Origin of the sequence: Nonomuraea sp. PA05 (assembly GCF_008086045.1) — a bacterium.
Taxonomy (GTDB): Bacteria; Actinomycetota; Actinomycetes; order Streptosporangiales; family Streptosporangiaceae; genus Nonomuraea; species Nonomuraea monospora.
This window is the reverse complement of sequence record NZ_VSEY01000060.1, coordinates 37,120-62,286: the sequence shown is the minus strand read 5'-3', so window position 1 is coordinate 62,286 and position 25,167 is coordinate 37,120. Positions and strand designations below refer to the sequence as shown.

The 25,167-nt window shown below is 73.3% G+C and carries 25 protein-coding genes and 1 pseudogene; 16 read left to right on the top strand and 10 right to left on the bottom strand.

Annotated features, from left to right (window positions below):
* Window positions 1-468: 468 nt before the first annotated feature.
* A pseudogene (locus FXF51_RS63605) lies at window positions 469-1,635 on the top strand (tyrosine-type recombinase/integrase); the annotation flags it as partial.
* 213 nt (window positions 1,636-1,848) lie between these two features.
* On the opposite strand, the gene FXF51_RS63325 reads toward FXF51_RS63605, so the two are convergent.
* On the bottom strand, window positions 1,849-2,094 hold the full coding sequence (locus FXF51_RS63325; RefSeq protein WP_262380506.1) for a GNAT family N-acetyltransferase: 246 nt from the start codon (window positions 2,092-2,094) through the stop codon (window positions 1,849-1,851).
* Between the two features lie 888 nt (window positions 2,095-2,982).
* On the opposite strand from FXF51_RS63325, the gene FXF51_RS63315 reads away from it, so the two are divergent.
* The 9 genes from FXF51_RS63315 to FXF51_RS54210 all read left to right on the top strand — a co-directional run bounded on the left by FXF51_RS63315 (window position 2,983) and on the right by FXF51_RS54210 (window position 9,924).
* Window positions 2,983-3,201 carry an aldo/keto reductase gene (locus FXF51_RS63315; RefSeq protein WP_262380507.1) on the top strand — a complete coding sequence of 73 codons (219 nt, stop codon included), beginning with the start codon at window positions 2,983-2,985 and terminating at the stop codon, window positions 3,199-3,201.
* Between the two features lie 82 nt (window positions 3,202-3,283).
* The gene (locus FXF51_RS54245) at window positions 3,284-3,880 is read left to right on the top strand and encodes a TetR/AcrR family transcriptional regulator (protein ID WP_148442730.1); all 597 of its coding nucleotides are present in this window, start codon (window positions 3,284-3,286) and stop codon (window positions 3,878-3,880) included.
* Window positions 3,877-4,386 (top strand): DUF6653 family protein, encoded by a 510-nt coding sequence (locus tag FXF51_RS54240; protein ID WP_148442729.1) that lies wholly within the window; start codon window positions 3,877-3,879, stop codon window positions 4,384-4,386. The genes FXF51_RS54245 and FXF51_RS54240 overlap by 4 nt, the downstream gene beginning before the upstream one ends.
* Before the next feature lie 78 nt (window positions 4,387-4,464).
* The gene (locus FXF51_RS54235) at window positions 4,465-4,893 is read left to right on the top strand and encodes an STAS domain-containing protein (RefSeq protein ID WP_148442728.1); all 429 of its coding nucleotides are present in this window, start codon (window positions 4,465-4,467) and stop codon (window positions 4,891-4,893) included.
* A gap of 59 nt (window positions 4,894-4,952) precedes the next feature.
* A complete protein-coding gene (locus tag FXF51_RS54230; protein ID WP_148442727.1) occupies window positions 4,953-5,195 on the top strand; it encodes a hypothetical protein in 243 nt (80 codons plus the stop codon).
* 135 nt (window positions 5,196-5,330) lie between these two features.
* Complete coding sequence (locus tag FXF51_RS54225) at window positions 5,331-6,413, top strand: serine/threonine protein phosphatase (RefSeq protein WP_148442726.1); 1,083 nt, start codon at window positions 5,331-5,333, stop codon at window positions 6,411-6,413.
* A gap of 129 nt (window positions 6,414-6,542) precedes the next feature.
* Window positions 6,543-7,733 (top strand): NADH:flavin oxidoreductase, encoded by a 1,191-nt coding sequence (locus tag FXF51_RS54220; protein WP_148442725.1) that lies wholly within the window; start codon window positions 6,543-6,545, stop codon window positions 7,731-7,733.
* 73 nt (window positions 7,734-7,806) lie between these two features.
* Window positions 7,807-8,649, top strand: coding sequence for an NPP1 family protein (locus FXF51_RS54215; protein ID WP_187415078.1), 843 nt, complete (start codon window positions 7,807-7,809; stop codon window positions 8,647-8,649).
* 90 nt (window positions 8,650-8,739) lie between these two features.
* Window positions 8,740-9,924, top strand: a complete 1,185-nt coding sequence (locus tag FXF51_RS54210) for a cytochrome P450 (RefSeq protein ID WP_222871892.1) — start codon at window positions 8,740-8,742, stop codon at window positions 9,922-9,924.
* Between the two features lie 37 nt (window positions 9,925-9,961).
* Here the strand turns inward: FXF51_RS54210 and FXF51_RS54205 are convergent, their stop codons facing one another.
* The 4 genes from FXF51_RS54205 to FXF51_RS54190 form a co-directional block, all read right to left on the bottom strand.
* Window positions 9,962-11,647 (bottom strand): hypothetical protein, encoded by a 1,686-nt coding sequence (locus FXF51_RS54205; RefSeq protein WP_148442723.1) that lies wholly within the window; start codon window positions 11,645-11,647, stop codon window positions 9,962-9,964.
* Between the two features lie 110 nt (window positions 11,648-11,757).
* A complete protein-coding gene (locus FXF51_RS54200) occupies window positions 11,758-14,598 on the bottom strand; it encodes a helix-turn-helix transcriptional regulator (RefSeq protein ID WP_148442721.1) in 2,841 nt (946 codons plus the stop codon).
* A 93-nt stretch (window positions 14,599-14,691) separates the two neighbouring features.
* On the bottom strand, window positions 14,692-16,011 hold the full coding sequence (locus FXF51_RS54195) for an MFS transporter (RefSeq protein ID WP_148442719.1): 1,320 nt from the start codon (window positions 16,009-16,011) through the stop codon (window positions 14,692-14,694).
* Between the two features lie 39 nt (window positions 16,012-16,050).
* Window positions 16,051-16,839, bottom strand: coding sequence for an MBL fold metallo-hydrolase (locus FXF51_RS54190; protein ID WP_148442717.1), 789 nt, complete (start codon window positions 16,837-16,839; stop codon window positions 16,051-16,053).
* Window positions 16,840-16,925: 86 nt separating this feature from the next.
* On the opposite strand from FXF51_RS54190, the gene FXF51_RS54185 reads away from it, so the two are divergent.
* On the top strand, window positions 16,926-17,525 hold the full coding sequence (locus FXF51_RS54185; protein ID WP_148442715.1) for a CGNR zinc finger domain-containing protein: 600 nt from the start codon (window positions 16,926-16,928) through the stop codon (window positions 17,523-17,525).
* Between the two features lie 49 nt (window positions 17,526-17,574).
* Here FXF51_RS54185 and FXF51_RS54180 read toward each other — a convergent pair whose 3' ends face one another.
* A complete protein-coding gene (locus FXF51_RS54180) occupies window positions 17,575-18,285 on the bottom strand; it encodes a class I SAM-dependent DNA methyltransferase (protein WP_148442713.1) in 711 nt (236 codons plus the stop codon).
* 272 nt (window positions 18,286-18,557) lie between these two features.
* On the opposite strand from FXF51_RS54180, the gene FXF51_RS61470 reads away from it, so the two are divergent.
* Both FXF51_RS61470 and FXF51_RS54175 read left to right on the top strand, forming a co-directional pair.
* Window positions 18,558-18,698: a hypothetical protein gene (locus FXF51_RS61470; protein WP_187415076.1), complete on the top strand. Its 141-nt coding sequence runs from the start codon at window positions 18,558-18,560 to the stop codon at window positions 18,696-18,698.
* A 2-nt stretch (window positions 18,699-18,700) separates the two neighbouring features.
* Entirely contained in the window at window positions 18,701-19,882 is a 1,182-nt protein-coding gene (locus FXF51_RS54175) for a tyrosine-type recombinase/integrase (RefSeq protein ID WP_148442711.1), read from the top strand.
* 94 nt (window positions 19,883-19,976) lie between these two features.
* Here FXF51_RS54175 and FXF51_RS54170 read toward each other — a convergent pair whose 3' ends face one another.
* Window positions 19,977-21,086 (bottom strand): hypothetical protein, encoded by a 1,110-nt coding sequence (locus FXF51_RS54170; RefSeq protein WP_148442710.1) that lies wholly within the window; start codon window positions 21,084-21,086, stop codon window positions 19,977-19,979.
* Window positions 21,083-21,601 carry a SigE family RNA polymerase sigma factor gene (locus FXF51_RS54165; protein ID WP_148442708.1) on the bottom strand — a complete coding sequence of 173 codons (519 nt, stop codon included), beginning with the start codon at window positions 21,599-21,601 and terminating at the stop codon, window positions 21,083-21,085. The genes FXF51_RS54170 and FXF51_RS54165 overlap by 4 nt, the downstream gene beginning before the upstream one ends.
* Before the next feature lie 168 nt (window positions 21,602-21,769).
* Here FXF51_RS54165 and FXF51_RS54160 point away from each other — a divergent pair, with 168 nt between their 5' ends.
* From FXF51_RS54160 to FXF51_RS54150, 3 genes are all read left to right on the top strand, one after another.
* Entirely contained in the window at window positions 21,770-22,450 is a 681-nt protein-coding gene (locus FXF51_RS54160; protein ID WP_187415075.1) for a CBS domain-containing protein, read from the top strand.
* Complete coding sequence (locus FXF51_RS54155) at window positions 22,435-23,058, top strand: HPP family protein (RefSeq protein WP_148442707.1); 624 nt, start codon at window positions 22,435-22,437, stop codon at window positions 23,056-23,058. Before FXF51_RS54160 ends, FXF51_RS54155 begins: the two co-directional genes overlap by 16 nt.
* A gap of 73 nt (window positions 23,059-23,131) precedes the next feature.
* Window positions 23,132-23,305, top strand: a complete 174-nt coding sequence (locus FXF51_RS54150) for a BON domain-containing protein (RefSeq protein WP_148442705.1) — start codon at window positions 23,132-23,134, stop codon at window positions 23,303-23,305.
* A gap of 23 nt (window positions 23,306-23,328) precedes the next feature.
* On the opposite strand, the gene FXF51_RS54145 is transcribed toward FXF51_RS54150, so the two are convergent.
* A complete protein-coding gene (locus FXF51_RS54145) occupies window positions 23,329-24,177 on the bottom strand; it encodes a universal stress protein (RefSeq protein WP_148442703.1) in 849 nt (282 codons plus the stop codon).
* 110 nt (window positions 24,178-24,287) lie between these two features.
* Complete coding sequence (locus FXF51_RS54140; RefSeq protein ID WP_148442702.1) at window positions 24,288-25,139, bottom strand: universal stress protein; 852 nt, start codon at window positions 25,137-25,139, stop codon at window positions 24,288-24,290.
* Between the last annotated feature and the right edge of the window lie 28 nt (window positions 25,140-25,167).

The following is a 25,167-nucleotide window of genomic DNA, read 5'->3' as shown; positions in this document are numbered from 1 at the left end:
TGCTCTATTTTGCTATGACGGCCGGGCGATCCCCGAAGAAGCTCACGGGTCGGCGGACTCGCCGTAGCCGAGGATGTAGGCCAGGGCGCAGTTGTTGATGATCACCCCGATGGCGTACGCCACCTCACGCCAGTGCTCGCGCAGCACCACCGCGATCGGCGGCTTCACCGGCTTGCGGCGCTGGATGCGCGCAGGTGGTATGCCAGGACGAATACCTATTGCGCCTCAGATATTGGCGCGAGATGCCCCAAGCTACGACGCGCAAACGGCTCCTGGAACCCGCATCACGGCACCTGGCACGGTAAAGAAGAGATCCCGGCCGGGCCCGATGGCAAGCGCATCTACCTGCGCTTGGGTGGTTTCGCCAGCGAAACCGAGCTGTCCGCCTTCTATGAGAAGGCCGGACGCCTGCTCGACCTTCCGGAACCGGGTCCAGCAGGCCATCAGGCGCGGGTGGAGATCCTCTCCATGATCAAGGCGGCGCATCGAAAGGAGGCGCCCCTGCCCGGCCATGACGAGGTGCAGCGCAGGTTCCGGACCGGGCAGCCACTGCAGTCGATGACCTTCGGCGAGTACTGGAGCACCTGGGTGGAGCGGCGCCGCCGGCTCAAGGACGTTCGCGCATCCACGCTGACCCACTACATCACCCACCATGACGTGCATTTCGGCGAAGTCCTCGACGAGGTCCGGCTGGACCGCATCTTCGTGCCCACCATCGAAGGAGTCTTCGCCCGCATCGACGAGAAGAACGCTCAGATTCTGGCCGCCCGGCGCTCCGGCGATCCCGAGATCCGCAACTCGGCCCGCGGCAAGCGCACGACCGGACCGGCAACCAAACAACGCATCAAGGCCACGATCAGAAGCGTGCTGGCCGACGCCATGCGCGAGCACCTGGTCACCTTCAACGCCGCAGCCTTGATGCACCTGCCCGCGGGCAGGAAACCCAAGGGCCTGGTCTGGACCAGGGCCCGGGTCGAGGCCTTCGACCAGGCCTTCGCCGAACGCCTCAGGGCGGTACGCGCCGACCCCGCACTTTCTCGTCGCGAGAAGATCATCGTGTGGGCTTGCACCGACCTACGCCCCTCTCCCGTCATGGTGTGGACGCCGGCCCAGCTCGGCACGTTCCTCGACCACGCCGTCACCGACCGGCTGTACGCGCTGTTCCACCTGATCGCTTTGCGCGGGCTGCGCCGCGGCGAGGCGTGCGGCGCGCGCTGGACCGACCTCGACACCGACGACGGCACGCTGGCGGTGACCACCCAACTCACGGTCGTCGACAGGCAAGTGGAAGAGGGGGCACCGAAGACCGAGTCCTCCGACAGCCTCGTCGCCCTCGACAAGTCCACCCTCGACGTGCTGCACGTGCATCATGCGCGGCAACGCGCCGACCGGCTGCGGGCGGGCCCCGCCTGGCGCGACAGCGGACGCATCTTCACCAAGCCGGACGGCTCGCCGCTGCACCCCGATGTGATCAGTAAGCTTTTCGCACGGCTCTCCTTCGCCGCCGGGCTGCCCCCGATCCGGCTGCACGATCTGCGTCACGGCGCGGCCACGCTGTCGCTCGCCGCGGGCAACGACATGAAGGTCACCTCGGCGATGCTGCGGCACGCCAGCCTGGCCATGACTTCCGACCTCTATACCGCCGTGCTCCCCGACGTGGCGCACGCCGCGGCGGAGGCCAGCGCTGCCTTGGTGCCCCGGACGGCCGCCTCGCGGGAGCTGTCCGCGACCCGCGGTCTCCCTTCGGTCTCCCCGCTTCCCTTCCCTCCGCACCACCCCGCCCATCGTGGGAGAAACAGGAGGTCAGCGACATGGCCAGCGCCTGGACAGCAGCCTTCGCCCGCAGGATCAGGGGATGCGGAACCCCCGGAAGGTCACGGGTCTGCGCGTCTCGAAGCCGAGCCGCTCGTACAGGGCGATCGCCCCGGTGTTCGCCTCGGCCACGTGGAGGAAGGGCCGTTCGCCACGTGCCGTGATCCGCTCGACGAGCGCGCCGACCAGCCGGGCCGCGTAGCCCCGTCCGCGCGACTCGGGCGCGGTGCAGACGGCGCTGATCTCGGTGTGTCCCTCCGGCCGCAGCCGCTCACCCGCCATCGCCACCAGCCTGCCCTCCTCGCGGACGCCGAGGTAGGTGCCGAGCTCACGGGTACGCGGCCAGAACGGCCCCGGCTTGGCGCGGGCGACGAGGTCGAGCATCTCGGGCACGTCGTCCGCGCCGAGCTCGCTCACGCCGTTCCCTGCCGGGACGCGGGCGGTTCCCGTCCAGACGAGCTGGCGGCCTTCCAGGCTGAAGACCGGCTCCCAGTCCGGCGGCGGCACCGCCGCGGAGCTGAACAGGTCGGCCACCTCGCCGCGGCCGAGCAGCCGGGCGAGGTCGGCCCACTCCTGCGGGTCCGCGCCGGCGCTCACCGCCGAGAACGTCGCCACCCCTGACTGGTACGTGGCGGCCCTGCCGAGGCGGCGGGCGAGGTGGGCGTGGTGGCCGCGCAGGGACGCGCCCACCGGGTCGTCGAGTGCGGTGGCGTCCCGGTTCGCCATGGTGCTGGTGCCTCTCCTGTCGTACGAGGTTGACGCTGGCGCGCCATCCTACGGGCACCGGGCACGCCGGGAAGTACTGGCGCTGCCTCCTTCGCCTGGGCCGGCGTGCATACGCTGGGCGCATGATCTTCGCGCCGAGGTCCGCGAGTTCCTCAGCTCGCGGCGCGCCGCGGCAGGCGGGCGGCCTGCCTTCGGTGGCGACCGCCGGATGAAGGGGTCGCGGTGTGAGGAGGTCGCGATGCTCGCGGGCGTCTCCAACGACTACTGCCTCCGCATGGAGCGGGGGAACCTGCCGGGCGCCTCCGACAGCGTGCTGGGCGCCCTGGCCCGTGCCCTGGACCTGGGACACCGCCGAGATCTACGGCCCGTACGTCAACGGGGAGCTCCTCGGCAAGGCCGCCGCGCCTGGGCACCGGCCACATCGACCTGTACTACCAGCACCGGGTGGGCCCGAGAACGACGCGCGACCAGGAGGAGGTACTACCGCTGCTGCGCGAGCTGGGCATCGGCCTGGCCGCCTGCTCCCCGCCCGGCCACGGCTTCCTGACCGGCGCGATCCGCTCGGAGAGCGACTTCGGCCCGGACGACCCGGGCAACCGGCGAAGCCCGACCGTCTGCCTCCGGCCGCGGGCGGGCATCACGACGAGGCGCAGCTGCGGATGATCGAGCGGTAACAGGGGCTCTCCGGTTGGCGTCGGGCTCCGTCACGGCTAGGCTATGAACAAATGACTGAAGGAGTCATAGCTTGGCAGTCGCGTTCACGTCCGAAGAGAAGGCACGCATCACCGGCGTGCTGCTCGACCTCGGCGAGGAGCTGTTCACCACGCAGGGCCTGAAGAAGACCTCGCTGGACGAGCTGGTGGGCCCGGCGGGCATCGCCAAGGGCAGCTTCTACGCCTTCTTCGACTCCAAGGAGTCGCTCTACCTGGAGGTCATGCTCCGCCGGGCCCCGCGGGTGACCGCCGGCCTCACGGCGGCGCTCGCCGTCCCGCCCGGGGAGGAGAGCCTGGTCGCCGTCATGCACGCCATCACCGGCGTGCTCACCGGCGACCCGCTCTACCGGCGCCTGCTCACCAGGCCGGACGAGCTGGAGGCGGTGACCAGGCGCGTCGGCCCCGAGCAGATCGCCCGCGTGACCCCGCGGCTCGTCACGCCGCTGCTCGACTACCTGGCCGCCGGGCAGCGCGCGGGCGTGCTGGTCGCGGACATCCCGGCGGAGACCCTCGCCGGGGTGATCCGCGCCGCGGGCCTCGTCGTCGTCAACCGCGACCGCTTCGGCCCCGCCTACGAGCAGGTGCTCGACGCCACCATCAGAACTCTGGCAAGGGGGATGCTCGCATGAGCGTTCTGGACAAGTACGCGCGGATGGCCGGCATGAGCGAGGAGGCGTGGAGGCGTCACGCCAACCCGTGGAGCGTCTGGACGCGCTTCGCCGCCATCCCGCTCGCCATCCTGGCGATCTGGAGCCGCGCGTGGATCGGCTGGTGGGCGCTGGTGCCGCTGGCGCTGGTCGTGCTGTGGCTGTGGGCCAACCCGCACGCCTTCCCGCCGATCGACCGGCCGGTCGCCTGGTCGTCGCGGGGCATCTACGGCGAGCGGCTGTGGCTGGAGGACCGCTCGCGGATGCCCGCCGGGTTCGCGGTCGTCCAGCGCTTCTGGACGGCCGGCGCGCTCGCCGGGCTCGCCCTGCTGGTGTGGGGGCTGATCGCGCTGACGGTCTGGCCGACCGTGCTCGGCGCGACCCTCATCGTGTACGGCCAGCTCTGGCGCATCGACCGGCTGGGCATCTTCTACGACCAGGTCACCCTGAAAAGCCGACATGGGTCTCACGAAGTCGGCTTCCGGTAACATATTTCCTGTATTACTCTTCAGGAGAGGACCAGCGGCACCCCATACCCCTCCACGCCCGGGAAGGACTCCACGCACATGCATCTCGTTCACCGGCATGGCGGCAGCCTGGAGCCCGCCACGCCGTCCCTCACCCTGGGCTGCCACCGGCTCGACGGCGGCGTGCTCATCAGCGTGATCGGAGAGGTCGACGCCACCAACGCCGACCGGCTGGAAGCCTATGTCCGCCGGCGGCTGCTGCCCGGCCGGCCGGTGGTGCTCGACCTCGGGCTGCTGACGTTCATGGACAGCCACGGCCTGCGCGTCCTGGAGAGGCTGCACACCGTCCTGCGCGAGCGGGGCGGGGCGCTGCACCTGGCGGGCGTCCAGGACGTCGTGGCCCGGCTGCTGCGGATCACCGGCGCGTGGGCACGCCTGAACATCCACCCCGGCACGGCCCACGCCATCCTCGACGTTGTCGACCACCACCCGGCCGCGCCCCTGCCTCACGAGCCCGCCGCGTCCTGATCACGGGCGTACGTCCGGCCGTCACGCTTGATCGGTCAAGCCGGGGGCAGTTGCGGGTCATGGACGACAAACGCCCTGAGGAGATGCCACCCGCGATCGGCCAGGTGTGCGGAGAGTCGGACACGCTCGCCGCGCGGGCCGGGGTCGAGGTGCGGGACACGCCGCGGCCGATCCCCGCCGAGCCGGTGGAGCCGCCGCCCGACCCGGAGGTGAAGGCGGAGGAGGAGCGGCGCGAGGTGGCCGAGGACGGCGACGAGACGGCCGAGGGCGACGCGGACCCGGGCACCGAGCCCACCGGCTGACCGAACGCGTGGCCGTGACCTGATGAAGCGCGCCTACCCGCTGACCGACCGCGTGGCCGTGACCTGACGAAGGGCGTCTACCGGCCGGCGAAGGCCGCACCGTAGAATGATCACACTTTGCCCCCGTACACGGACATGTCACACGAAGCGCGCGCCCGCCGCCACGCCGGCGTCGCGAGCGCGCTGGCGTCCCGCAGCGACCGGCGGCTCGCCGAGTCGCTGGAGCGGGCGCGCCCGCTGGGCTCGGGGGTCGGCGGCGCCTCGGCCCTGCTGACCGTCGAGGACGTGCCGGTCTTCGCCAAGCGCATCCCCCTGACCGACCTGGAGCGCCGCCCCGGCAACGAGTTGTCCACGGCGAACCTGTTCGGGATCCCGCCGGTCTGCCAGTACGGGATCGCCGCCTTCCCCTCGCCGGGCTTCGGCGCGTGGCGTGAGCTGGCGGCCTGCGAGATGACGACCGGCTGGGTGCTGGCCGGGCGCACGGCGTCCTTCCCGCTGCTGTATCACTGGCGGGTGCTGCCGGGCGCGCCGCCGCCCTTCGGCGAGCACGCCGACGTGGAGGCGGTCGTCCGGTACTGGGACGGGTCGCCGGGGGTGCGCGACCGGCTGCACGCCCTGGCCGGCGCGTCGGCCTCCGTCGTGCTGTTCCAGGAGTTCATCCCCCGCGACCTCGGCGGCTGGCTCGCCACCCGCCGCGCCGCCGGCCCGGACGCCGCCGCCGCGGCGGGCGCCCTGCTGGAGTCGCGCATGCTGGCCGACGTGGCGTTCATGAACGGCCAGGAGCTGACGCACTTCGACGGCCACTTCGGCAACATGCTCACCGACGGCGAGCGCCTCTACATCACGGACTTCGGGCTGGCGACCTCCTCCCGCTTCGACCTGTCGGAGGAGGAGGCCGAGTTCCTGCACCGCAACCGCGCCCACGATCTCGCCTACGCGATGATGCGGCTGGTCAACTGGCTCGTCACCGACGTGTGCGGGGTGGGGGTGCCGGTGGGCGGCCTGCCGATCCGGCGCAACGCGTACGTGCGGGCGTGCGCGGAGGGCGCGGAGCCGGCGGGCGCCCCGCCGGCCGTGGCCTCGGCCATCCGCCGGTACGCGCCCGTGGCCGCGGCCATGAACGACTTCTACTGGCACCTGTACGGCACCAGCCGGACCACCCCGTTCCCCGGCGAACTGATCGAAGAGGCCCTGAGCGTCATGCGCCCGCTCAGCTGACCTCGTCCGGATCAGCGCCCAGCACCACCGCGGCCACCACGACGGGATGCCCTGGGATCTCGGCCCGGGCCTGCTTTGATAGGCGTACCTCCATCGACCGGCAGGGACACCGCAACCCGGGAGGTTGCCATGGACGTGTTCGACCGGGCCGCACTGGGCCCCCTCACGCTGCGCAACCGCGTCATCAAGGCCGCCACCTTCGAGGGCATGGCCACAGGCGCCCTCGTCAGCGACGACCTCATCGCCTTCCACCGCGCCCACGCCGCCGGCGGGGTGGGCATGACCACCGTCGCCTACTGTGCCGTCGCGCCCGAGGGCCGCACCCAGCGCCACCAGCTCTGGATGCGCCCGGACGCCCTGCCGGGGCTGCGCCGCCTCACCGACGCCGTGCACGCCGCGGGCGCCGCCGCCTCCGCCCAGCTCGGCCACGCGGGGCCGGTCGCCAACGCGAGGTCCACCCGGCTGCCCGCGCTGGCCCCGACGGCGTCGTTCAACCCGCAGGCGATGCGGCTGACCCGCCGCGCCACCGTCGCCGACATCGAGCGCATCACCGCCGCCCACGCGAGCGCCGCCAGGCTGGCCGTCGAGGCGGGCTTCGACGCCGTGGAAATTCATCTCGGCCACAACTACTTCGCCAGCTCGTTCCTCTCCCCCAGGCTCAACAAGCGCAGGGACGAGTACGGCGGCTCGCTCGCCAACCGCGCCAAGGTCGCGCTCGGCGCGGCCCGCGCCGTCCGCGGCGCCGTCGGCGACCGCATCGCGATCCTGGCCAAGCTCAACATGGACGACGGCGTGCCCGGCGGCCTGTGGCTGGACGAGAGCCTCCAGGTCGCCCGGTGGCTCGAACGCGACGGCAGCCTCGACGCCCTGGAACTGACCGCCGGCAGCTCCCTGCTGAACCCGATGTACCTGTTCCGCGGCGACGCGCCGGTCGCGGAGTTCGCCGCCACGTTCAAGCAGCCCGTACGGCTGGGCCTCCGGCTGGCCGGCGGCCGGTTCATCCGCGCCTACCCCTACCGGGAGGCGTACCTGCTGGAGTCCGCCCGCCAGTTCCGCGCCGCGCTGAAGCTGCCCCTCGTGCTGCTCGGCGGCATCAGCGAGCGCGCCACCATGGATCTGGCGATGGCCGAGGGCTTCGAGTTCGTCGCCATGGCCCGCGCGCTGCTGCGCGAGCCCGACCTGATCAACCGGCTGCGCGAGCGGCCGGGCACCCGCTCGTTGTGCGTCCACTGCAACAAGTGCATGCCGACGATCTTCACCGGCACCCACTGTGTCCTGGCGCGGGAGGCGAATGAGGAAAAGGACGCAGTTCAGCGCTGAACTCGCCGTGCGCCGCACCCCGTACAAGCTCCCGTGTGCAGCCGCCGATCGGCTGCACGGAAAGGAGCATCACATGTTGCGGCGCATCGCAACCCTTGTCCTGACGTCCCTGGCCTGCCTGGCGTTCCTGGCGCCCGTCTCGGCGCCCGCCTCGGCGGGCACCGCGTCGGACACGGCGTCGGACACCGCGTCGGGCGGCTGGTCGATGAGGGACTTCGCCAACTGGTCGGCGCCCCTCTGGCTGTTCGCCCGGGCTCACAACAACGACCCCTGCTGGCCCCAGCCGGCCTTCGGCTCCGACGGCGCTCCCGCCGCCGGCGCGAAGGTCACCGCGTGGCCCGACAGCGACAGCGGCTGCCCGCGAGTCGGCACGCCGTTCCCGACCTACTACACCGCCAAGCACTGCAACCCGAACGAGATCCGCGTCGTCTACTCGCTCTACCTGGCCAGGAGCTACTTCGCGGGCGGCGGCCACCCGCACGACTTCGAGTACGTGGAGGTCGTCTGGAACAAGGACGCGAACGGGACCTGGGACAGGTCCTGGTTCCTGATGAGCACCCACGGCAAGCATCGCGGCCTGTCCTGGGACCGGGCGGAGAGCATCAGCGGGGACGACCGCACCACGGTCGGCCGGGGGCTGGCGCATCCGCGCGCCTACGTCGGCTGGGGCTCGCACGCCATGTTCAACGGCAAGGGCGGGCTGAGGGACATCGTCTCGCAGCTCTACGGCCAGGAGTACCGTTCCGACACCTACTCCTCCTGGGCCACCGAGAGCGGCGGGCTGGTCGAGGTGGCCGACGGCAGCGCGCTGGCCGCGCGGTTCGACGCCGCCGCCGCCCACTTCGGCAAGGCCGACAGCAACCCGGCCAGGCTGGGCAGGGAGCTCTGCTCGCACAAGATCGACATGAACGCCTGACGGGCGGACGTGACCGGGGGTGGCGCCGGAGGCGTCACCCCCGCAGACTCGTTGACATGGTGAGACTCAGCGGCTGAGGGGTGGTCCGCCGTGACCGAACTGTACTGGGACCCGTTCGACCAGACGATCGACCTCGACCCGTATCCGCTGTGGCGCAGGATGCGCGACGAGCGGCCCGTCTACCACAACGACAAGCTCGGCTTCCACGCCCTGTCCCGCTACGCGGACGTCGAGGCCGCCTGCCGGGACCCGCGCACCTACAGCTCCGCGTACGGCACCGTGCTGGAGCTCATGACGAGCGAGCCGATGGGCGGCGGCATGATGCTCTTCACGGACCCGCCCGCGCACACGACGCTGCGCACGCTCGTCTCCCGTGCCTTCACGCCCCGCCGGATCGCGCTGCTGGAGGAGTACGTCCGCGCGCTCTGCGCCGAGCTGCTCGATCCGCACCTCGGCGGCGACGGGTTCGACTACGTTCAGGACTTCGCCGTCCAGCTCCCGTCGAGGGTCATCTCCGAGCTGATCGGCGTCGACCCGGCGGACCGCGAGGAGGTGCGCGAGGAGATCGACAGGGCCTTCCACATCGAGGAGGGCAGAGGGGTCGTCAACGAGGTCTCCTTCGCCGCCATGATGCGGCTGCACGCGTACTTCTGCGACCAGATCGAGGCCCGCCGCAGGAGCCCGCGCGACGACCTGATGACCGCGCTGGTCGAGGCCGAGGTATCCACCGGGGAAGGCGTCCGGCGGCTCACCACCGGCGAGGCGGCCGACTTCGCCGGCCTGCTGGTCAGCGGCGGCACGGAGACGGTGGCCCGGCTGCTCGGCTGGGCGTGCGCGCTGCTCGCCGCGCATCCCGGTCAGCGTGCCGCGCTGGCCGCCGACCCCTCGCTGCTGCGGAACGCCGTCGAGGAGATCCTGCGGTACGAGTCCCCGTCCCCCGTGCAGGGGCGCACCCTCACCCGCGACGTCCGGCTGCACGGCACGACCATCCCGGCCGGCGCCAAGGTCCTGCTGCTCACCGGGGCGGCCGACCGGGACGAACGCGTCTTCCCGGGCGCCGATCGGTTCGACGTGCGCCGCCGGTTCGACGGGCACCTCGCGTTCGGCCTCGGCATCCACTTCTGTCTCGGCGCGGCCCTGGCCCGCCTCGAAGGGCGGGTCGGCCTGGCGGAGACGCTGCGCCGCTTCCCCGTCTGGGACGTCGATCACGAGCGCGCGGTGCGGCTGCACAGCAGCACCGTACGCGGCTACGACAAACTGCCGGTCGTGCTGTGACCAGGGGCCGCCCGTCCCGGCGGCCCCTGTCCACGGGTCACTCGAAGATCAGCCCCACGCCCGGGACGCACTTGGGCTTGCGCGGCGCCATGACGATCTCCTCGATGGTCACCGGCGTCTGGTAGGGACCGCCCTGCACCTTCACCCCCGCGTAGTACTCGTACCGGACCGGCCGGAAGATGTCGCACGGATCCTTGGGGATGTACTCGGCCGGGATCCCGGGGGACCCTCCCCCGCCACCGCCGCCCGGCGTGCCCTGGTCGGGGCCGCCGGGAACCGGCGGGCCGGGGAACGGTTTAACCCTGTCGGGGTCGAACCACAGGTCCTTCGACAGGACGATGCCGGTGGGCGTGATGGAGCGGCACAGGCTGTCGATGTCGGTGTCCTCGCAGAGCTGCGCCCCGTTGGTGACCGCCCATTCGAGCACCGCCTGGGCGTCGTCCGGCGACGCGGCCAGCGGCTGCGGGTTCATGCTGAGGGCGCTGAAGTCGGGCCCGTTCGGGAAGAGCTCCGGGAGTTTCTCCGCCAGGAAGGTGGCCAGCGCCTTGCCGATGGCGACCGAGCCGGGCTCGTTGGGGTGGAAGCTCTCCTGGTAGGACTGGAACGGCTTGCCGAGGAGCAGGTTGGGGCGGTGCACGAGGCTCTGGAAGTAGGAGTCGGGCTGGCCCAGCTCGTGCCCGGCGACCACGCTGGTGCCGTTCGGCCCGGCGGTGTTCGGGTCGAAGACGTGCACCCTGGTCTGCGGGAAGCTGGCCTGGAACTGCGCCACCCCGTCACGGATGGCCTGGTTCACGCGGACCGCGAAGGGATAGATCATCTCCATCGTGGTGGTGGTCATCTCCGGGATGCGGGTGTTGCCCGACGCCTTCACCCCCAAGGGGTAGAGCGAGACCACGATGTCGGCCACCGGGTGGGTCTCCCGCACGCTCCACAGCCCGTGGGCGACCTTGTCCTTCAGCGTGTCGATCCGCGGGTCCAGCCGGCTCAGCTCCATGGCGACCGACTTCTCCTGGTCCGCCTCCCAGGTCAGCGACCCCATGAGGGCGCCGTTGGGCCGGATCAGGAACGCCGTGGCCGCGGTGCCGACCAGGTCGGCGAACCCGGCGTCGTTGCCGCCGAGCCCGAAGTGCACGACCTTGGCCATGGTCGGGACGTCGTGCGTCTGCGGCGGGTTGCGGACGACCGTCCCGCCCTTCTTCTCCATCTGGTCCTCGTCGAGGTGCTTGAGCCACGCGCCGGACGAGGCCTGGAAGTAGAGGTTGTCGCGCCCGATCGTCCGCTGCATCGTCTCCGAGTTGAGCACCATCCTGCGCAGCGGGTGGCGCCCCATCTCCAGGGCGGCCCAGGCCACGTAGAAGGGCGCCAGGCCTGACCTGTGGCGGAAGTCCTCCGTGCCGTCGGCCTTCGGCACGTACTTGTGGTTGTGGCTGGCGCCCTCGCCGCTGGTGTAGCTGTCGCCGTAGACGACCGCGTCGTACGGCTCGGGTTCCGGCATGTCCAGGCAGGTCGGCGGGCACGGCAGCACGATCGGCGGCGACAGTGTCGGCCGCGGGCCGCCGGGCGGGGGCGTGACCGGCACCGGCGGTGACATCGTGGGCCGCGGCGGCAGCGGCACCTGGTCGGCGACGGCCGTGGTGGCCGGCAGGAGCAACCCCAGGCCGGCGCATAACGCCGTCAGCAGGATGCGTGTCCTGGCCCGCCTTCTGACATGCGAAGGTGACATGACAAACTCCTTCGATGGTCGCGTGGCTCGCCGCAGCAGCATGCTTCAGCGCGGCCTTCGCTAGCATCGGGCGGTTCCCTATCCCACCCCCTACATCGGGCGGGAGCCGCTCAGTCGTCGCCGGCCCGCGCGTCGGCGGCCAGGTGCCGGGTGAGCGTGACGCGCGACTGGACGCCCAGCTTGGCGAAGGTGCGCGACAGGTGCGCCTCCACCGTCTTGGGGCTCAGGTACAGCCGCTCCGCGATCTGCTGGTTCGTCAGCCCGCCCACGGCGAGGTCGGCGATCTGCCGTTCGCGGGCGGTCAGCGCGGACAGCGGCCCTGCCGGTTGCCGCCGTCCGCGTGGCGCCCTGGCGGCCAGGCGGCGTTCGTCGCGGGCCAGCGCGGCCGACAGCCAGGCCGCCCCGGCGGCGGCGTACAGGGACTTGGCCCGGCCGAGCTCGTCGCGGGCCTGCGCGACCGCGCCCAGCCCCGCGTACAGCTCGGCGGCGAGCTGCCGCGTGAGGCCCTCCTCGACCGGCGCGCCGGCCTCGGCGAAGTGGACGGCGCCGCGCGCCGCCTGGACGGCCGCCTCCTTCGGCCGCCCGCGGAGCATGAGCACCTTCGCGTGCGCCCGGCACGCGAACCCGAGCTGGTGGGGCAGGCCCGACCGGGTCGCCCGCGCCAGGGCGTGCTCCGCGAGCGGACCGGCTTCCGGCCCGCCGGCGGCGGTGGCAGTGGCGGCGGTGGCGGTGGCCTGTAACGCCAGGCAGTACGTTTTGGTCAGCTCGTCGGCCGGGTCCTCCATGGCCAGCGCCGCCAGCGCCTGGCCCGGCTGCCCGGCCTCGGCGTGCAGCAGCGCGAGGTCGAGCAGCGCCAGCCCGGACCACCAGCCCGACCTGGGCCGGGTCCCCTCGATCCGGTCGGCCAGCTCCAGTGCGGCCCGCGGCCCGTCCCGCCACAGCAGCGGGCGCAGCAGCAGGATGCTGGACATGGCCAGCGTCTCCCGGCTGTGGATCAGCCGGGACGCCTCGCGGGCCTCCTCCGCGGCGCTCACCGCCTCGGCCAGCCGGCCCTGCCGCTCGTTCAGCGCGGACAACACGATGAGCAGGTACGGCACGCTGTGGCTGCGCCCGGCCCGGTAGGCGATGTCCAGCGCGCGGCGCAGATGCCGCGACGCGTCGTCGTAGCGCCCGAGGTGCAGCTCGACCCAGGCCAGCGGCGCGACCATCTCGAGCTGCGGCGCGAGCACGTCGTCGGTCATGGCGTCGGTCAGCCACACCGCCCTGCCGGTCTCGCTCCTGCTGCGCGCCACGTGGCCCTCGCGTAACCCGGCCAGGGCATGAATGGTGCGGGCGGCCGTTTCGAGCGCCCTGTCGCCCGCGTTCACCAGGGACGGGATCGCGTCCGCCGCCGTGCGCCCGGCCTTGCCCGGTTCGCGCCCCATCAGCTCGACCGCGGCCAGCCCGACCTGGGCCAGGCTGGTGGAGCGGTCGCGGGCGTGCGGCCGGGTCAGCTCGGTGGTGACGAGCGCCTTCGCCTCGTCGAAGTCGCCGAGCAGGCGGTAGACCATCGAGGAGAAGCTCACCGCCGCGATCCGCAGCCGGTCCGGCCCCCGCATCACCTCCTGGAGGATGCGCCGGCTGGCCGCCAGCTCGCCGGTCACCCCCAGCGCGCGGCCCAGCGCCCACTGCAACCGCAGCCGCCAGGAGGCGTGCTCGGCCTCGTCAGGCAGCAACCGCAGCGCGGTCCGTAACAGGCGGACGGCGGTGGACGGGGCGGCGTCCAGCGCCGCCGCTGCCGCCGCCTCCAGCGTGCGCACCGCCTGCGCGTCGCCGTGCCGCGCCGACCGCGCGGTGTGGTGGGCCAGCAGTTGCAGCGGGCCGCCGCCGGTGCGCAGATGCTCCGCCGCCCGGTCGTGCGCGCGCAGCCGCCACGCCGCGCCGGCCATCCAGTACGCCGCCGCCCGCACCAGGGGGTGCCGGAACCGGAAGCAGGCGTCGGCCTCGACCACCAGGCCCACGCCGACCAGGTGGTCCACGGCACGGTCGAGGACGGGCTCGGGCAGCTCGGTGATGGACGCGACGAGGTCCAGCGAGATCGGCTCGCCGGCCACCGCCGCCGCGCACGCCACCTGCCGCACGTCCGCCGTCAGTGCGGTCAGGTCGGTGCTGAGCACGTCCAGCAGTGCCCGCTCCGGGGCGCCGGTCGCCGCGTCCCCGGCCTCCGCGAGGGCGGTCAGCGTCTCCACGCCCGCGCCGGCGAGCACCTGGAGGTAGAGCGGGTTGCCGCCGGTGGTACGGTACAGCAGCCGCCGCCTGGCCCGGTCCGCCCCGGGCAGCAGCGCCGCCACGTCGGCTTCGGCCAGCGGCGCGAGGCTGATGTCGGCGGTCGCGCCGCCGAGCCGGGCGACGGCGTGGGCGATGCCCGCGGGCACCCGGGCCGCGCGGTAGGCGGTGGCGAGCAGCAGCGGCGCCCGTGGCGGGCGGCGCAGCAGATACTCGGTCAGCTCCACCGACGACTGGTCCGCCCAGTGCAGGTCGTCGAGCACGATGGCGACCGGGCCCGCGGCGCCCTGGTCCTCGATGAGCCGGCGCGCGCGCTGGAAGAGCCGGTAGCGGTCGAGCCCGGCGCGCCGCGCCTCGGACGGCCCTGTGGCGTCCAGCAGCAGCTCGGTCAGCGCGTTCTGCGCGTCACCGCCCGGAGCGCCCGGCTGGGGTTCGAACGCGTTGAGGTAGACGCCGAACGGCACGTCACGCTCGAACTCCGTCGCCTGACCCTGGTGGACGGCGAAGCCGCGGGCCCGCGCCAGCGCCGCCAGCTCGGCCAGCAGCCGCGTCTTGCCCATCCCCGGGTCGCCGCGCACCGCCACGGCCCGCAGCGATCCACCGGCCGCGCCCGACACGGCGTCCGCGAGGAGTCCGAGCTCGGCGTCGCGGCCGACCGGCCTGCCGTGTGCCGCTCCGTTGGCCATATCTGCAACATACTCGCCGCGATCACAATGCCGAACGGAGGTGAACGATGTTCCAACTGCCGGGACGCATCGCGGTCGCGGACGGCCGGCCGTTCATCGCCGGCGGGCGGTGGTCATGGCGACGGCGGGCAGGATGGACAGCGACAGCAGTCCTCCGGCCAGCCCGAGAACGGTGAACCCGGCGGCGGTGACGACCAGGCCCGAGGCCAGGCCGCCTGCGGCGCCCGCGACGGCGATGACCACGTCGATCAGCCCCTGGGTCCTGGCGCGGCCGGCCAGGGGCACGGCGTCGGTGATCGCCGCGGTGCCGGAGACGAGCCCGAAGTTCCAGCCCAGGCCCAGCAGGGCGAGCGCGAGGGCGAGCAGCCAGACGGACCCGGCGGGCGCGGCGGCGGCGACGATGCCCGCGGCCAGGAGGGTCAGGCCTGAGGCGGTGGCGATGGCGAGGCGTCCGTAGCGGTCCACCAGCCAGCCGGTCAGGAGGGAGGGCAGGTACATGGCGCCGATGTGGATGGCGATGACCAGGCCGGAGGCGGCGGTGCCGTGGCCGTGCTCGTGCATGTGGACGGGGGTCATCGTCATGATGGCGACCATCACCAGCTGGGTGAGTGTCATGGTCAGCGTGCCCAGCAGCAGACCCGGGCCACGCCTGCCAACCGGCGCCGCATCGGGCCCGCCCGCTGTCGCGCCCGCCGCTCTGTCGGCTCCGGCGGCTCTGTCGGCTTTATCGGCTTCGGCGGCTTCGGCGGCGGCTGTCCGTTGCTGGAGGTCGAGGTCGCGGGCGAGCAGCAGGGGGTCGGGGCGCAGCCAGACGGCCAGGACGAGCGCGGCCAGCGCGTAGGCGGCGCCGGCCAGCAGGAAGGGCCCGGCCAGGTACGGGATGCCGAGGGCGAGGGCGAGGGCGCCGGTGGGGGCGGCGAGGTTGGGGCCGACGACGCCGCCCAGGGTGGTGGCGACCAGCACGGTGGACACGGCGCGGGCTCGGTGCGCGGGGGCGGCCAGGTCGGCTCCGGCGTAGCGGGCTTGCAGGGTGGTGGCGGCGCCGGCGCCGTACACGAAGAGGGAGAGGAAGAGCAGGGCGGGGTTGCCGAGGACGGCGGCGATGATGACGCCGGCGCTGCCGACGGCGCCAGCGAGGTATCCGGCGGCGAGGCCGGGGCGGCGTCCGCGGGCCTGCGAGACGCGTCCGACGGCGACGGCCGCGAGCGCGGAGCCTGCGGTGCCGACGGCGCTGGGCAGGCCCGCGAGGCCGGTGGAGGTGAGCATGTCCTGGGCGAGCAGGGCGCCGACGGTCACGCCTGCCGCCAGCCCGACGCCGCTGAGGATCTGGGCGGCGACCAGGACGATCAGGGAGCGGCGTTGCGCCCGCCGGCGCGGGGCGTCCTTGGTGCGGGTGGGCGTGTCAGTCGTCACGAGAGGGTTCTTCCGATCGGGGCGCCGGTAGCCGCCGAGTCAGCCCTGCTCCCCCAGGTCCAGCCGATCGGCCAGCCCGGCGTCGGCGAAGGCGGCCACCAGTCGCTCCCGCCCCTCCGTGAAGTGCGCCCAGCCGTTGTAATGCACGGGCACCACCCGTCGGGCGCCGAGGATCCTGGCGGCCTGAGCGGCCTGAACGCTGTCGAGAACGATCAGCGCGTTGTCGAACAGCACGGTGAACCGAGGGGCCCCGGCGAAGAGGATCGCGGTGTCCACCGGCCCGAACCGCTCGGCGATCCGCTCGACCGCGTCGAGTGAGGCGTTGTCGCCGCTGACGTAGACCGTGGGCAGCCCCTCCCCCGTCAGGACGAACCCGACGACCTGCCCGGTGATCGGTTCGACCTCCTCGCGCGGGCCGGGCCCGTGGATGGCGGGCACGCCCGTGACCGTGACCGTGCCGCCTCCCGGCCGCTCCAGCTCGACCGGCTCCCAGTCGGCCAGGCCTCGAGCCCCGTCGCCCAGCCGCCGCCCGCCCCCGGGCGTGGTGAGCGTGAGCGGGACGTCGGCGAGCAGCGCCCGGCCGGAGTCGTCGAGGTTGTCGGGGTGTTCGTCGTGGGAGAGCAGGACGACGTCGATGCGGCCGAGGTCGGCGGGCCTGGCGGCGGGCGGGGCCGTCTTGGTGAGGCGGCCGCCCGGTACGGGGTACTCGCGGGGCTCGTCGAAGGTCGGGTCGGTCAGGAAGCGCAGGCCGCCGTACTCGAACAGGGCGGTCGGGCCGCCGAGGACGCGGACGGGGAGTTGCTCGGTGGACGTGCTGAAGCTGGCCATTGAGACACCTCACGGATGAGAGACGGTTTATCCGTGATGAAGGTAACCGTGTCTCACGGACTAGCGCAACCCGTACCATGAGAGTCATGAGCGAGCCGTCGACCGCCGAGTCCATGCCGCCGCCCGCGCCGGGCGCGGCGGACTACCTCGCCCTCGACTTCGTCAACAGCGCCATCGCACTGCCCGGCGGGGTGTTCGTCGACGCACTCGGCACCCCCGCGTCGACGAACCGCTGGCTCAGCGAGCACGGCCTCGCGCCGGCCGACGCCGGGGTGCAGGAGATGTGCGCGACGCAACTGCGCTCGCTGCGCGAGCACGTCAGGGCCCTGTTCGCGGCCCGCGTCGCGGGGCTGCCCGTCCTGCCCGCGGCCCTGTCCGCCGTCAACGACGCGCTGAGCAGGGCACCCACGGCCGACCTGCTGTACTGGGACGACAAGACCGGTCCCTACCGGGCGGCGCCGTGCCCCACCAACGCGATCCTGGACCACGCGCTGGCGACCCTCGCGGCCAGCACGGCCGACCTGCTCACCGGCCCCGACGCCGACCGTCTCACCAACTGCGGGTCCGCCCCGTGCAACCGGTACCTGCTGCGGCACGGCCGGCGCCACTGGTGCTCCACGCGCTGCGGCGACCGCGCCCGCGCCGCCCGCGCCTACGCCCGCCGCACCCAGCCGGAGTCACCCTGATCGGCCACGCGACGCCGAAGCCGGCATCGGCCGTGCCGGACCTCGGAGACTACGTTCTGCGGGCGAGGAGGAGGCGGCAGCGCGGGCTGCCGTCCTCGCGCCGCCCCAGCGCCGTCAGCGGGACCGCCGTCACGCTGAACCCGGCCGCGACCAGATCGTCGCGGACGGCCTGCGGCCAGCTCGTCCCGTAGTACATGACGAACGGCGGGCGCCAGACGGCGTTGCGTACCCGCATGGCCAGGTCGAAGCCCTGCAGCGCCCAGTAGCGGGCGGTGTTGACGGGCGGCGGCGCGCCGATCGGGAAGGCGAAGAGCCCGCCGGGCCGTAAGGCGCGGTGCACGCCGGCGAAGAGCGCGGGCCGCTCGGCGGGCAGGAAGTGCCCGAGCGCCCCGAAGCTGACGGCGAGGTCGAAGGCCGCGTCGAAGGGCAGGGCGCGGACGTCGGCCCGCACCCAGGTGGCGCCCGGGTGCGCGCGGCGCGCCTGCGCGAGCATGCCGGAGCTGAAGTCGACGCCCGTGACCGGCCCCCGGCACAGGGGCCGCAGGACCCCGATGCCCGCGCCGGTGCCGCAGCACACGTCCAGCCCTCGCTCGAACGGCCCGAGCGGGCGCAGCGCGCCGGCGGTCGCGTCGAGGATCGCGCCGGGGGTGCGGAACGGCGTGTGCTCGAACTTGGGGGCGAGCAGGTCGTAGCCGTGCTCGACCGACGACAGCGCCTGGATCGCCAGCTCGCGCAGCGAGGGGCCGTGAGGCGAGAACATCGGCCCAGGCTACCCGCTCCCCCACGGGCTCCACGTGGGGGAGATCTTCCGGATGAAGATACGTCACGACGGCTGGACTTCCCGCCGTTCGGCCCCGGGGCATCTGATCGGCTCGCTGCGTCATCTGGCCGGGCTCGTCATGAGAGGGTGATCGTCTTCGCCCGCGCAGGGGCGAGGGAGCGCTGACCAGCGGAATTCTCAGATCATGACATCAACGGTCACAACCCGACATCGGAGGCGGCGGAGGGTCACTCCGTGAGAAGATCGAGATCATGAACGCACTGCCCTGCTCAGGCCGCCCCGGCGGAGCCCTCCGCGCGCCGGTCACCCACCACACGCCCGTGACGTCCATGGCGCGGCCGGGGCTGGCCGGCCGTGCGGCGGCCGTGAGAGCGGGCACGGTCGAGTGCTGAGCATGCGCAGGACGGACCCCGCCGCGCTGGGCGGCGAGCAGGACGGCACGCGGCAGCGCGAGAACACGCAGGGCGGCACGCGGCAGCGCGAGAACACGGTGCAGGACGGCGTGCGGCGGTACGAGAACGCGACGCAGGACGGGCCGCGCAGGACGCCGGTGGCGGACGAGTGGCGCCTGGCGGCGATGGCGGAGGAGCGAGGTGAGACCGGGGTGGCGCGGGCCGTTCCGGAGGAGGCCGAGACGGACCCTGCGGTGCTCAGCGTGGGGCGGATCGGCGGGCTGCGCCCGCGCCGCCGTCCCGGCGACGGCGGCGAGGCGTCGGGCGCCGACGTGGACCTGGTCGACTCGCTGGCGCCGGCCACCCGCCGCACGGTGGCGGCCTGGCTGCTGGACAAGCAGTCCGCGGCCACCCGGCAGGCGCGGCTGCAGGTGCTGGCCGCGTTCCTGCGCTGGCTGCGCACCCCGGGCGAAGGGCCGGGCGAGGGGGCGGCCGAGGGGATCGAGCTGCTCGCGGTCACCGGCGCGCACCTGGACACCTACTGCGACGCCGCGCGCGCGGGAACGCTGACGATCGGCGTGCGCAACCCCGGCAGGCCGCTGTCGAACGCGACGGTGTCCAGGAAGCGCGCGGTGCTGTCGTCGTTCTACACCTTCGCCTGGCGCAGCGGCGTCATCCGGCACATGCCCGCCACCACCGTGCCGCGCCCGGCGCCCGCCCGCGAGGAGGGCATGCCGCGCCGCGAGGAGCGGCGGCGGCTGCGCGAGGGTGCCGCCAGGCTGGCCGCCGAGGGCAGGTCCGCCGAGGCCGCGGCCGTCGCGCTGCTGGACGCCACGGGGGCGCCCGTGTCGGCGCTGGCCGGGCTGACGGTGCAGGACCTGCGGGCGGTGACGGCCGGGGAGCCGGCCGTGGTGACCATGCACGACGGGCGGGGCGATCTGGTGGCGTTCCCGGTCCCGCCGCTGGCCCGCTCGCTGCTGCGGACGCTGTCGGCCGCGCGGACGGCCGGGGAGCCGCTGATCAGGCGGTCCGACGGCCGTCCGGTGGACGTGCGGTGGCTCAGGGAGGCGCTCGCCGACGCGGCCGTGGCGGGCGGCGTCCCGCGCGAACGGGCGGAGCAGCTCGACCCTCACCTGATGCGCGCCACCACCGTGACGGAGCTGATGCGCGACCGGGCGAGCTGACCCACCTCGCGCCGCTGCCACCGCGGCTGCGGCTGCGGCTGCGGCTGCGGCTGGGTCAGGGCCGCACGCCCGCCGCCCAGCGGCGGGGTCAGGGCTACACGCCTGCCGCCGCCCCGGGAAGGACCAGGCTCATGGTCTTGTTGTCGTGCCTGGTCAGCAGCCGGGCCTTGCCCGTTCCGACGTCGACGGAGTAGATCTCCCAGCCGCTCCCGCCGTCGTACCTGACCACGACCTCCGCCCCGTTACGCCAGATGGTGGGAAAGGCGACGCCACGGGTCCTGGACAGCCCGGTGACGGCGATCTCCCGCACGGCGCGTCCCGTCTTCACGTCGAGCACGGTGATCGTCGGCGTCGCGCGCCTGACGTGCTCGCCGTTGAGCGCGAGCACCGTACGCCCGTCGGGGGCCAGCTCGCTGAACCCGATGAACCTCCCGTCGAACCGCACCGGCTTGCCGCCTCCGGTGACCGGCATGAACCACAGGTCCGTCCGCACGTAACGGACCAGCTCGACCACGCCGTCCTTGACGGCGACCGGCTCGTACTTGCCGTTGATCGTGGTCTGCTTCCCGGTCCGCATGTCGATGAGCCTGCCCGGGTACTTGGTGCCCTCCCTCGGGTCGAAGACCAGGTAACGGCCGTCGTCGGACACCACCAGCATGGAGCCGATCTCGATCTGCTCCTCCGGCAGCCGCGGCCCGGTCACCTCGGCGCCGGTCACCATGTCGCGCACCACGTGCGCCTGCGACTGCCTGCTGTAGTAGGCGAGCTTGCGCCCGTCCCGGCTGAGCGCCACGGGGGTGTCGTGGTCACTCTCGGTGCGGACGAGCGCCTGCGGCATCCGGTACGTCTTCCCTGCGGCGGTGACCACCCGCCACTCCATGTCATCGCAGTCGAGCCCGCCGTCGCCCGCCCTCGTGCACGGCGTCCGGTAGGCGTGGCTGAGCACCCCCACCGCCCCCTCGGGCAGGTCGGGCGGCACGGCCGCCTGCTGCGGCACGGCAGGCAGGGCGGCCGGCTGCCAGGGCAGCGCCGCGACGGCGCCGGTCGCCGCGACCACGGCGGCCGTGGTGGCGGCGGCCAGCGCCACCGTCACGGCCGCCGTGGTCCGCCGCCGGCGCCGGTGCCCGGCGATGGCCGCGTCGAGCAGGTCCGCCTGGGGCGCCTCCGCCGCGATGCCGTCGAGGGCCTCACGCAGCCGGGTCATCGGATCACCTCCGCGAGTTCGGGGTCGTTCAGCAGGTGCGCCAGTTCGGGCGCGATCGCCCGCAGGCGGGCCAGCGCGTGGTGGGTCTGGCTCTTGACGTTGCCGACGGAGCAGCCGAGCACCTCGGCGGTCTGCGCCTCCGTCAGGTCCTCCCAGAACCGCAGCACGATCACGGCGCGCTGCTTGGGGCCCAGCCTGGCGAGCGCCTGCCGCAGCACGATGCGGTCGAGGGCGGCGTCGTCGCTCACGACGCCCCGCTCGGGCACGTCGGCGCTCGGCAGCTCGGGGCTGGGCCTGCGCCGCCAGGAGATGTACTGGTTGACCAGCGCTCTGCGGGTGTAAGCCTCCGGGTTGCCGTCCCTGGACAGCTTGCCCCACTGCCCGGCTATTTTGACCAGGACGCTCTGGAGCAGGTCCTCGGCGAGATGGGCGTCTCCCGTGAGCAGGTACGCCGTCCGCATCAGCGCTTGCTGGCGGGCGAGCACGAACTCGCGGAAGCCGTCGTGACGGTCCAATGTGATCTCCTCTCGCCCGTTCCCAACGCCACCCCGTGGGCGAAAGGTTGCACCGGCCCTGTGACGGATGGCTGTCCCGTTTCGGGACCTTCGCCCCTCAACGCCGGGCAGTTCGCGAGGTGTGATGAGGGCGACAGACCCCCGAGCCAGAGAGAAGAGCTGATCGCGATGCGCCTGACCGTCGCGGACGTCATGACGACCGACGTCGTCACCGTCACCGCCCCCACCCCGTTCAAGGACATCGCCGAGGCGCTCATCGCCGGCGGCATCAGCGCCGTCCCCGTCGTCGACGACGACGGGCACGTGCTGGGCATGGTGTCCGAGGCGGACCTGCTGCGCAAGGAGGAGTTCAGGGAGCAGTTCTACCGCGAGGGCTACCGGCCGCCGCTGCGCGCCCGCATGCGCCACCCCAAGGGGCGGGAGAAGGCGGAGGGCGACACCGCCGGCGAGCTGATGACCAGCCCCGCCGTCCGCGTCTCCCCCCAGGCCGCCACGGTCGAGGCCGCCCGCCTGATGGACGCGCACGACGTCAAGCGCCTGGCGGTCGTGGACGGCGACGGCCGGCTCGTCGGCATCGTCAGCCGCCGCGACCTGGTCAAGCTGTTCCTCCGATCCGACGAGGAGATCGCCCGCGTGGTGCGCGAGGACGTACTCGACCGGAGCCTGTGGGTGGACACCGAGGGCGTCGAGGTGGGCGTTCACCAGGGAATCGTGACGCTGTCCGGGTGGATGGAGCGGCGCACCGAGACCGCCATCGCCGTCCGCATGGCCGGCCGGGTCAACGGCGTGGTGGACGTCGTGGACAAGCTCACCTGGAAGCAGGACGACTCCAAGTGGGAGACGTACTAGTCATGCTGGTGCGCGAGGTCATGAGCAGCCCGGCCATCACGGTCCGGCGCACCGACCCGGTGCGGCGGGCCATCCGGACCCTGTACGACAACGACATCACGGCCGCGCCCGTCGTCGACGACAGCGACCGTCTCGTCGGCGTGGTCAGCGAGGTGGACCTGCTGCGCGGCGAGTTCGAGGCGGACCCGCGCGCCACCATGCTGCCGCCGAGCGCCGCGCCCGAGCCGCCGCCGCGCCGGGTCATGGAGGTCATGACCCGCGAGCCCGTCACCGTCACCGAGACCACCGACGTCACCCACGTCATCGACCTCATGGTGGGCAAGCGGATCAAGAGCCTGCCCGTGGTCCGCGACGAGCGGGTCGTCGGCATGGTCAGCCGCCGCGACCTGATGGCGACGCTGGCCCGTCCGGACGAGGAGCTGCGCCGCGCGGTCGTCGAGGCGCTGCGCGAGCACTACCCGTTCGGCCTGAGCTGGGACGTCACCGTGCGCGACGGCGTGGCCGAGCTGAGCGGGCCGCCGCACGAGCACGCCGACCACATCGCCGACCTGCTGGCCGGCACCGTGCCCGGCATCGTCCGGGTCAAGCATCTCAGGAGAGGACCATGACACGGGTCGTCGGGATCGTCAGCGCGTGCGAGGTGCTGCCCGGCCAGGCCCGGGTCTCCGTGACCGACTCTCCGTGCCCGACGCCGTCGGCACCCTGACCGGCACTTGCGCCGAGCACAGCCAGGCGGTCACCGCCGTCAGCCTGGCCGGGAACGTCGAGGGGGTCGTCGCCGTGCGGGACGAGCTGTCGTGGAAGCACGACGACGCCGCCGCGGGCCCTGCCGCCCGCGGCGGCGCCGTCCGTTGACGCACCGCTCTTCCGGCGGGACGTCAGCCCGCCCCTCGGACCACGGCGACCGTGCAGGGCGCGCGGTGCAGCACGCCCTTGCTGACCGACCCCAGCAGCGCCGCGCTGACGACGCCCCGCCCGTGCGACCCGACGATCAGCAGGTCCGCCTCCTCCGAGGTACGGGTGAGCGCCTCGACCGCGTCGGCGTAGCGCACGTCCTCGACCACGCTCACGTCCGGATACCGCTGGGTGAACGGCCGCAAGCAGGCCCGCACCGTCTCCTCACGCGCGGCCCGCTCCTCCTCCATCTCATGCGGAAGCTCGGTCCCGAACGCCCGCACGGGCCGCCGCCAGGCGTGCACCGCCCGCAGCGTGCTGCCCCGCAACGCCGCCTGCTCGAAGGCATAGGCCAGGGCGGGCCGGCATTCGGGGGTGTCAGCGACGCCCACGACGACCTGCCCGTGCACCGGCCGCGACTTGGCGTGCACGACCACGACGGGCGCCTCGGCGTGACCGGCGACGTGGTCGCTGACCGAGCCGAGCAGGGTGCCGGTGATCCCGCCGAGCCCCCTGGTGCCCACCACCACCTCGGCGGCCGCCTTCGCCTGCTGGCGCAGAACCAGCGCGGGCGCCCCGTCCTCCAGCACGGTGGTGACCTCGACGCTGGGCTGGCGCTCGTGGACCAGGGCCACCGCCTCGTTGAGCGCCCGCTGCCCGGTGCGCCGCAACGAGTCGGGCCGGTCGGGATCGGGGAACTTCGAGATCTGGTACGGCTGCCGGTCCACCGCGTGCACCAGCAGCAGGGGCTGGTGCCTGCGGAAGGCGTCGCCGGCGGCCCAGGCCACCGCGGCACGTGCGGGCAGGGAACCGTCGACCCCCACAACGATCATGGCGTCCTCCTCTGTCATCACAGCCATCAGATCCGATGCGAGGGACGCTGTGCAGGGCCGTAAGTCCCGGCGGTCAGGAGCCGAACGGCCGTCCGGCGCGTGGTGAGGGGTCAGGGCTGGTGGTGGACCACGGCGACCGGGCACGGCGCGTGGTGCACCATGGCCTGGCTGACGGAGCCGAGCACCGGCCCGCGTCCCTCACCCAGGCCCTCGCCCAGGCCGCGCGCGCCGACCACCAGCAGGCACGCCTTGCGCGACGCCTCCAGCAGCGCCCGCCGCGCGGGCTCGTCCACGACGACGACCGCGGCCTCCAGCGGGGGAAAGGCCCGCTGCCTGCTGATGAGTTCGTGCCAGGCGGTGCTCTGGGCCTGGACGCTTCCCCCTCGCGGGCCAGGATCGCGCTCGCGCCGGGCGAGCAGGACCCGCAGCCGGGCGTCCAGCCGGGCCGCCTCCATGGCGGCGAAGCCGAGCGCGGCCCCGGACGCCGGCGAGCCGTCGAAGCCCACCAGCACCTCGCGGGCGGCGCGTTCCTCCGGGCTCCCCCGCATGACGATCACCGGGCAGCGGGCGTGGGCGGCGACGTGACCGCTGACCGAGCCCACCGTGACACCTCTGACCTCGCCGAACCCGCGGGTGCCCAGCACGATCAGCGCGGCCCGCGCGGACAGCTCGGTCAGCAGCGCCGCGGCGGCGCCCCGGTCGGTCAGCGTGTTGACCGGGACGGTGGGATGCTGCCGGACGGCCCAGGCGGCGGCGTCCTTGACCAGCTGCTGGGCGGGGCGGCGGACGAGTTCGAGCGGCACCACCTCGTCCGGCCACTCCGGATGCGGCCGGTCCCACACGTGGCACACGGTGAGGGGGAGCCGTCTGCCGGCGGCCTCGGCGGCACCCCAGCGCAGGGCTTCCCGCGCCGAGGACGAGCCGTCGTAGCCGACCAGCACACCGAGATCGTCCCTGCGCATCGCCGCCTCCGCGTGTCCGGTTCCTCTC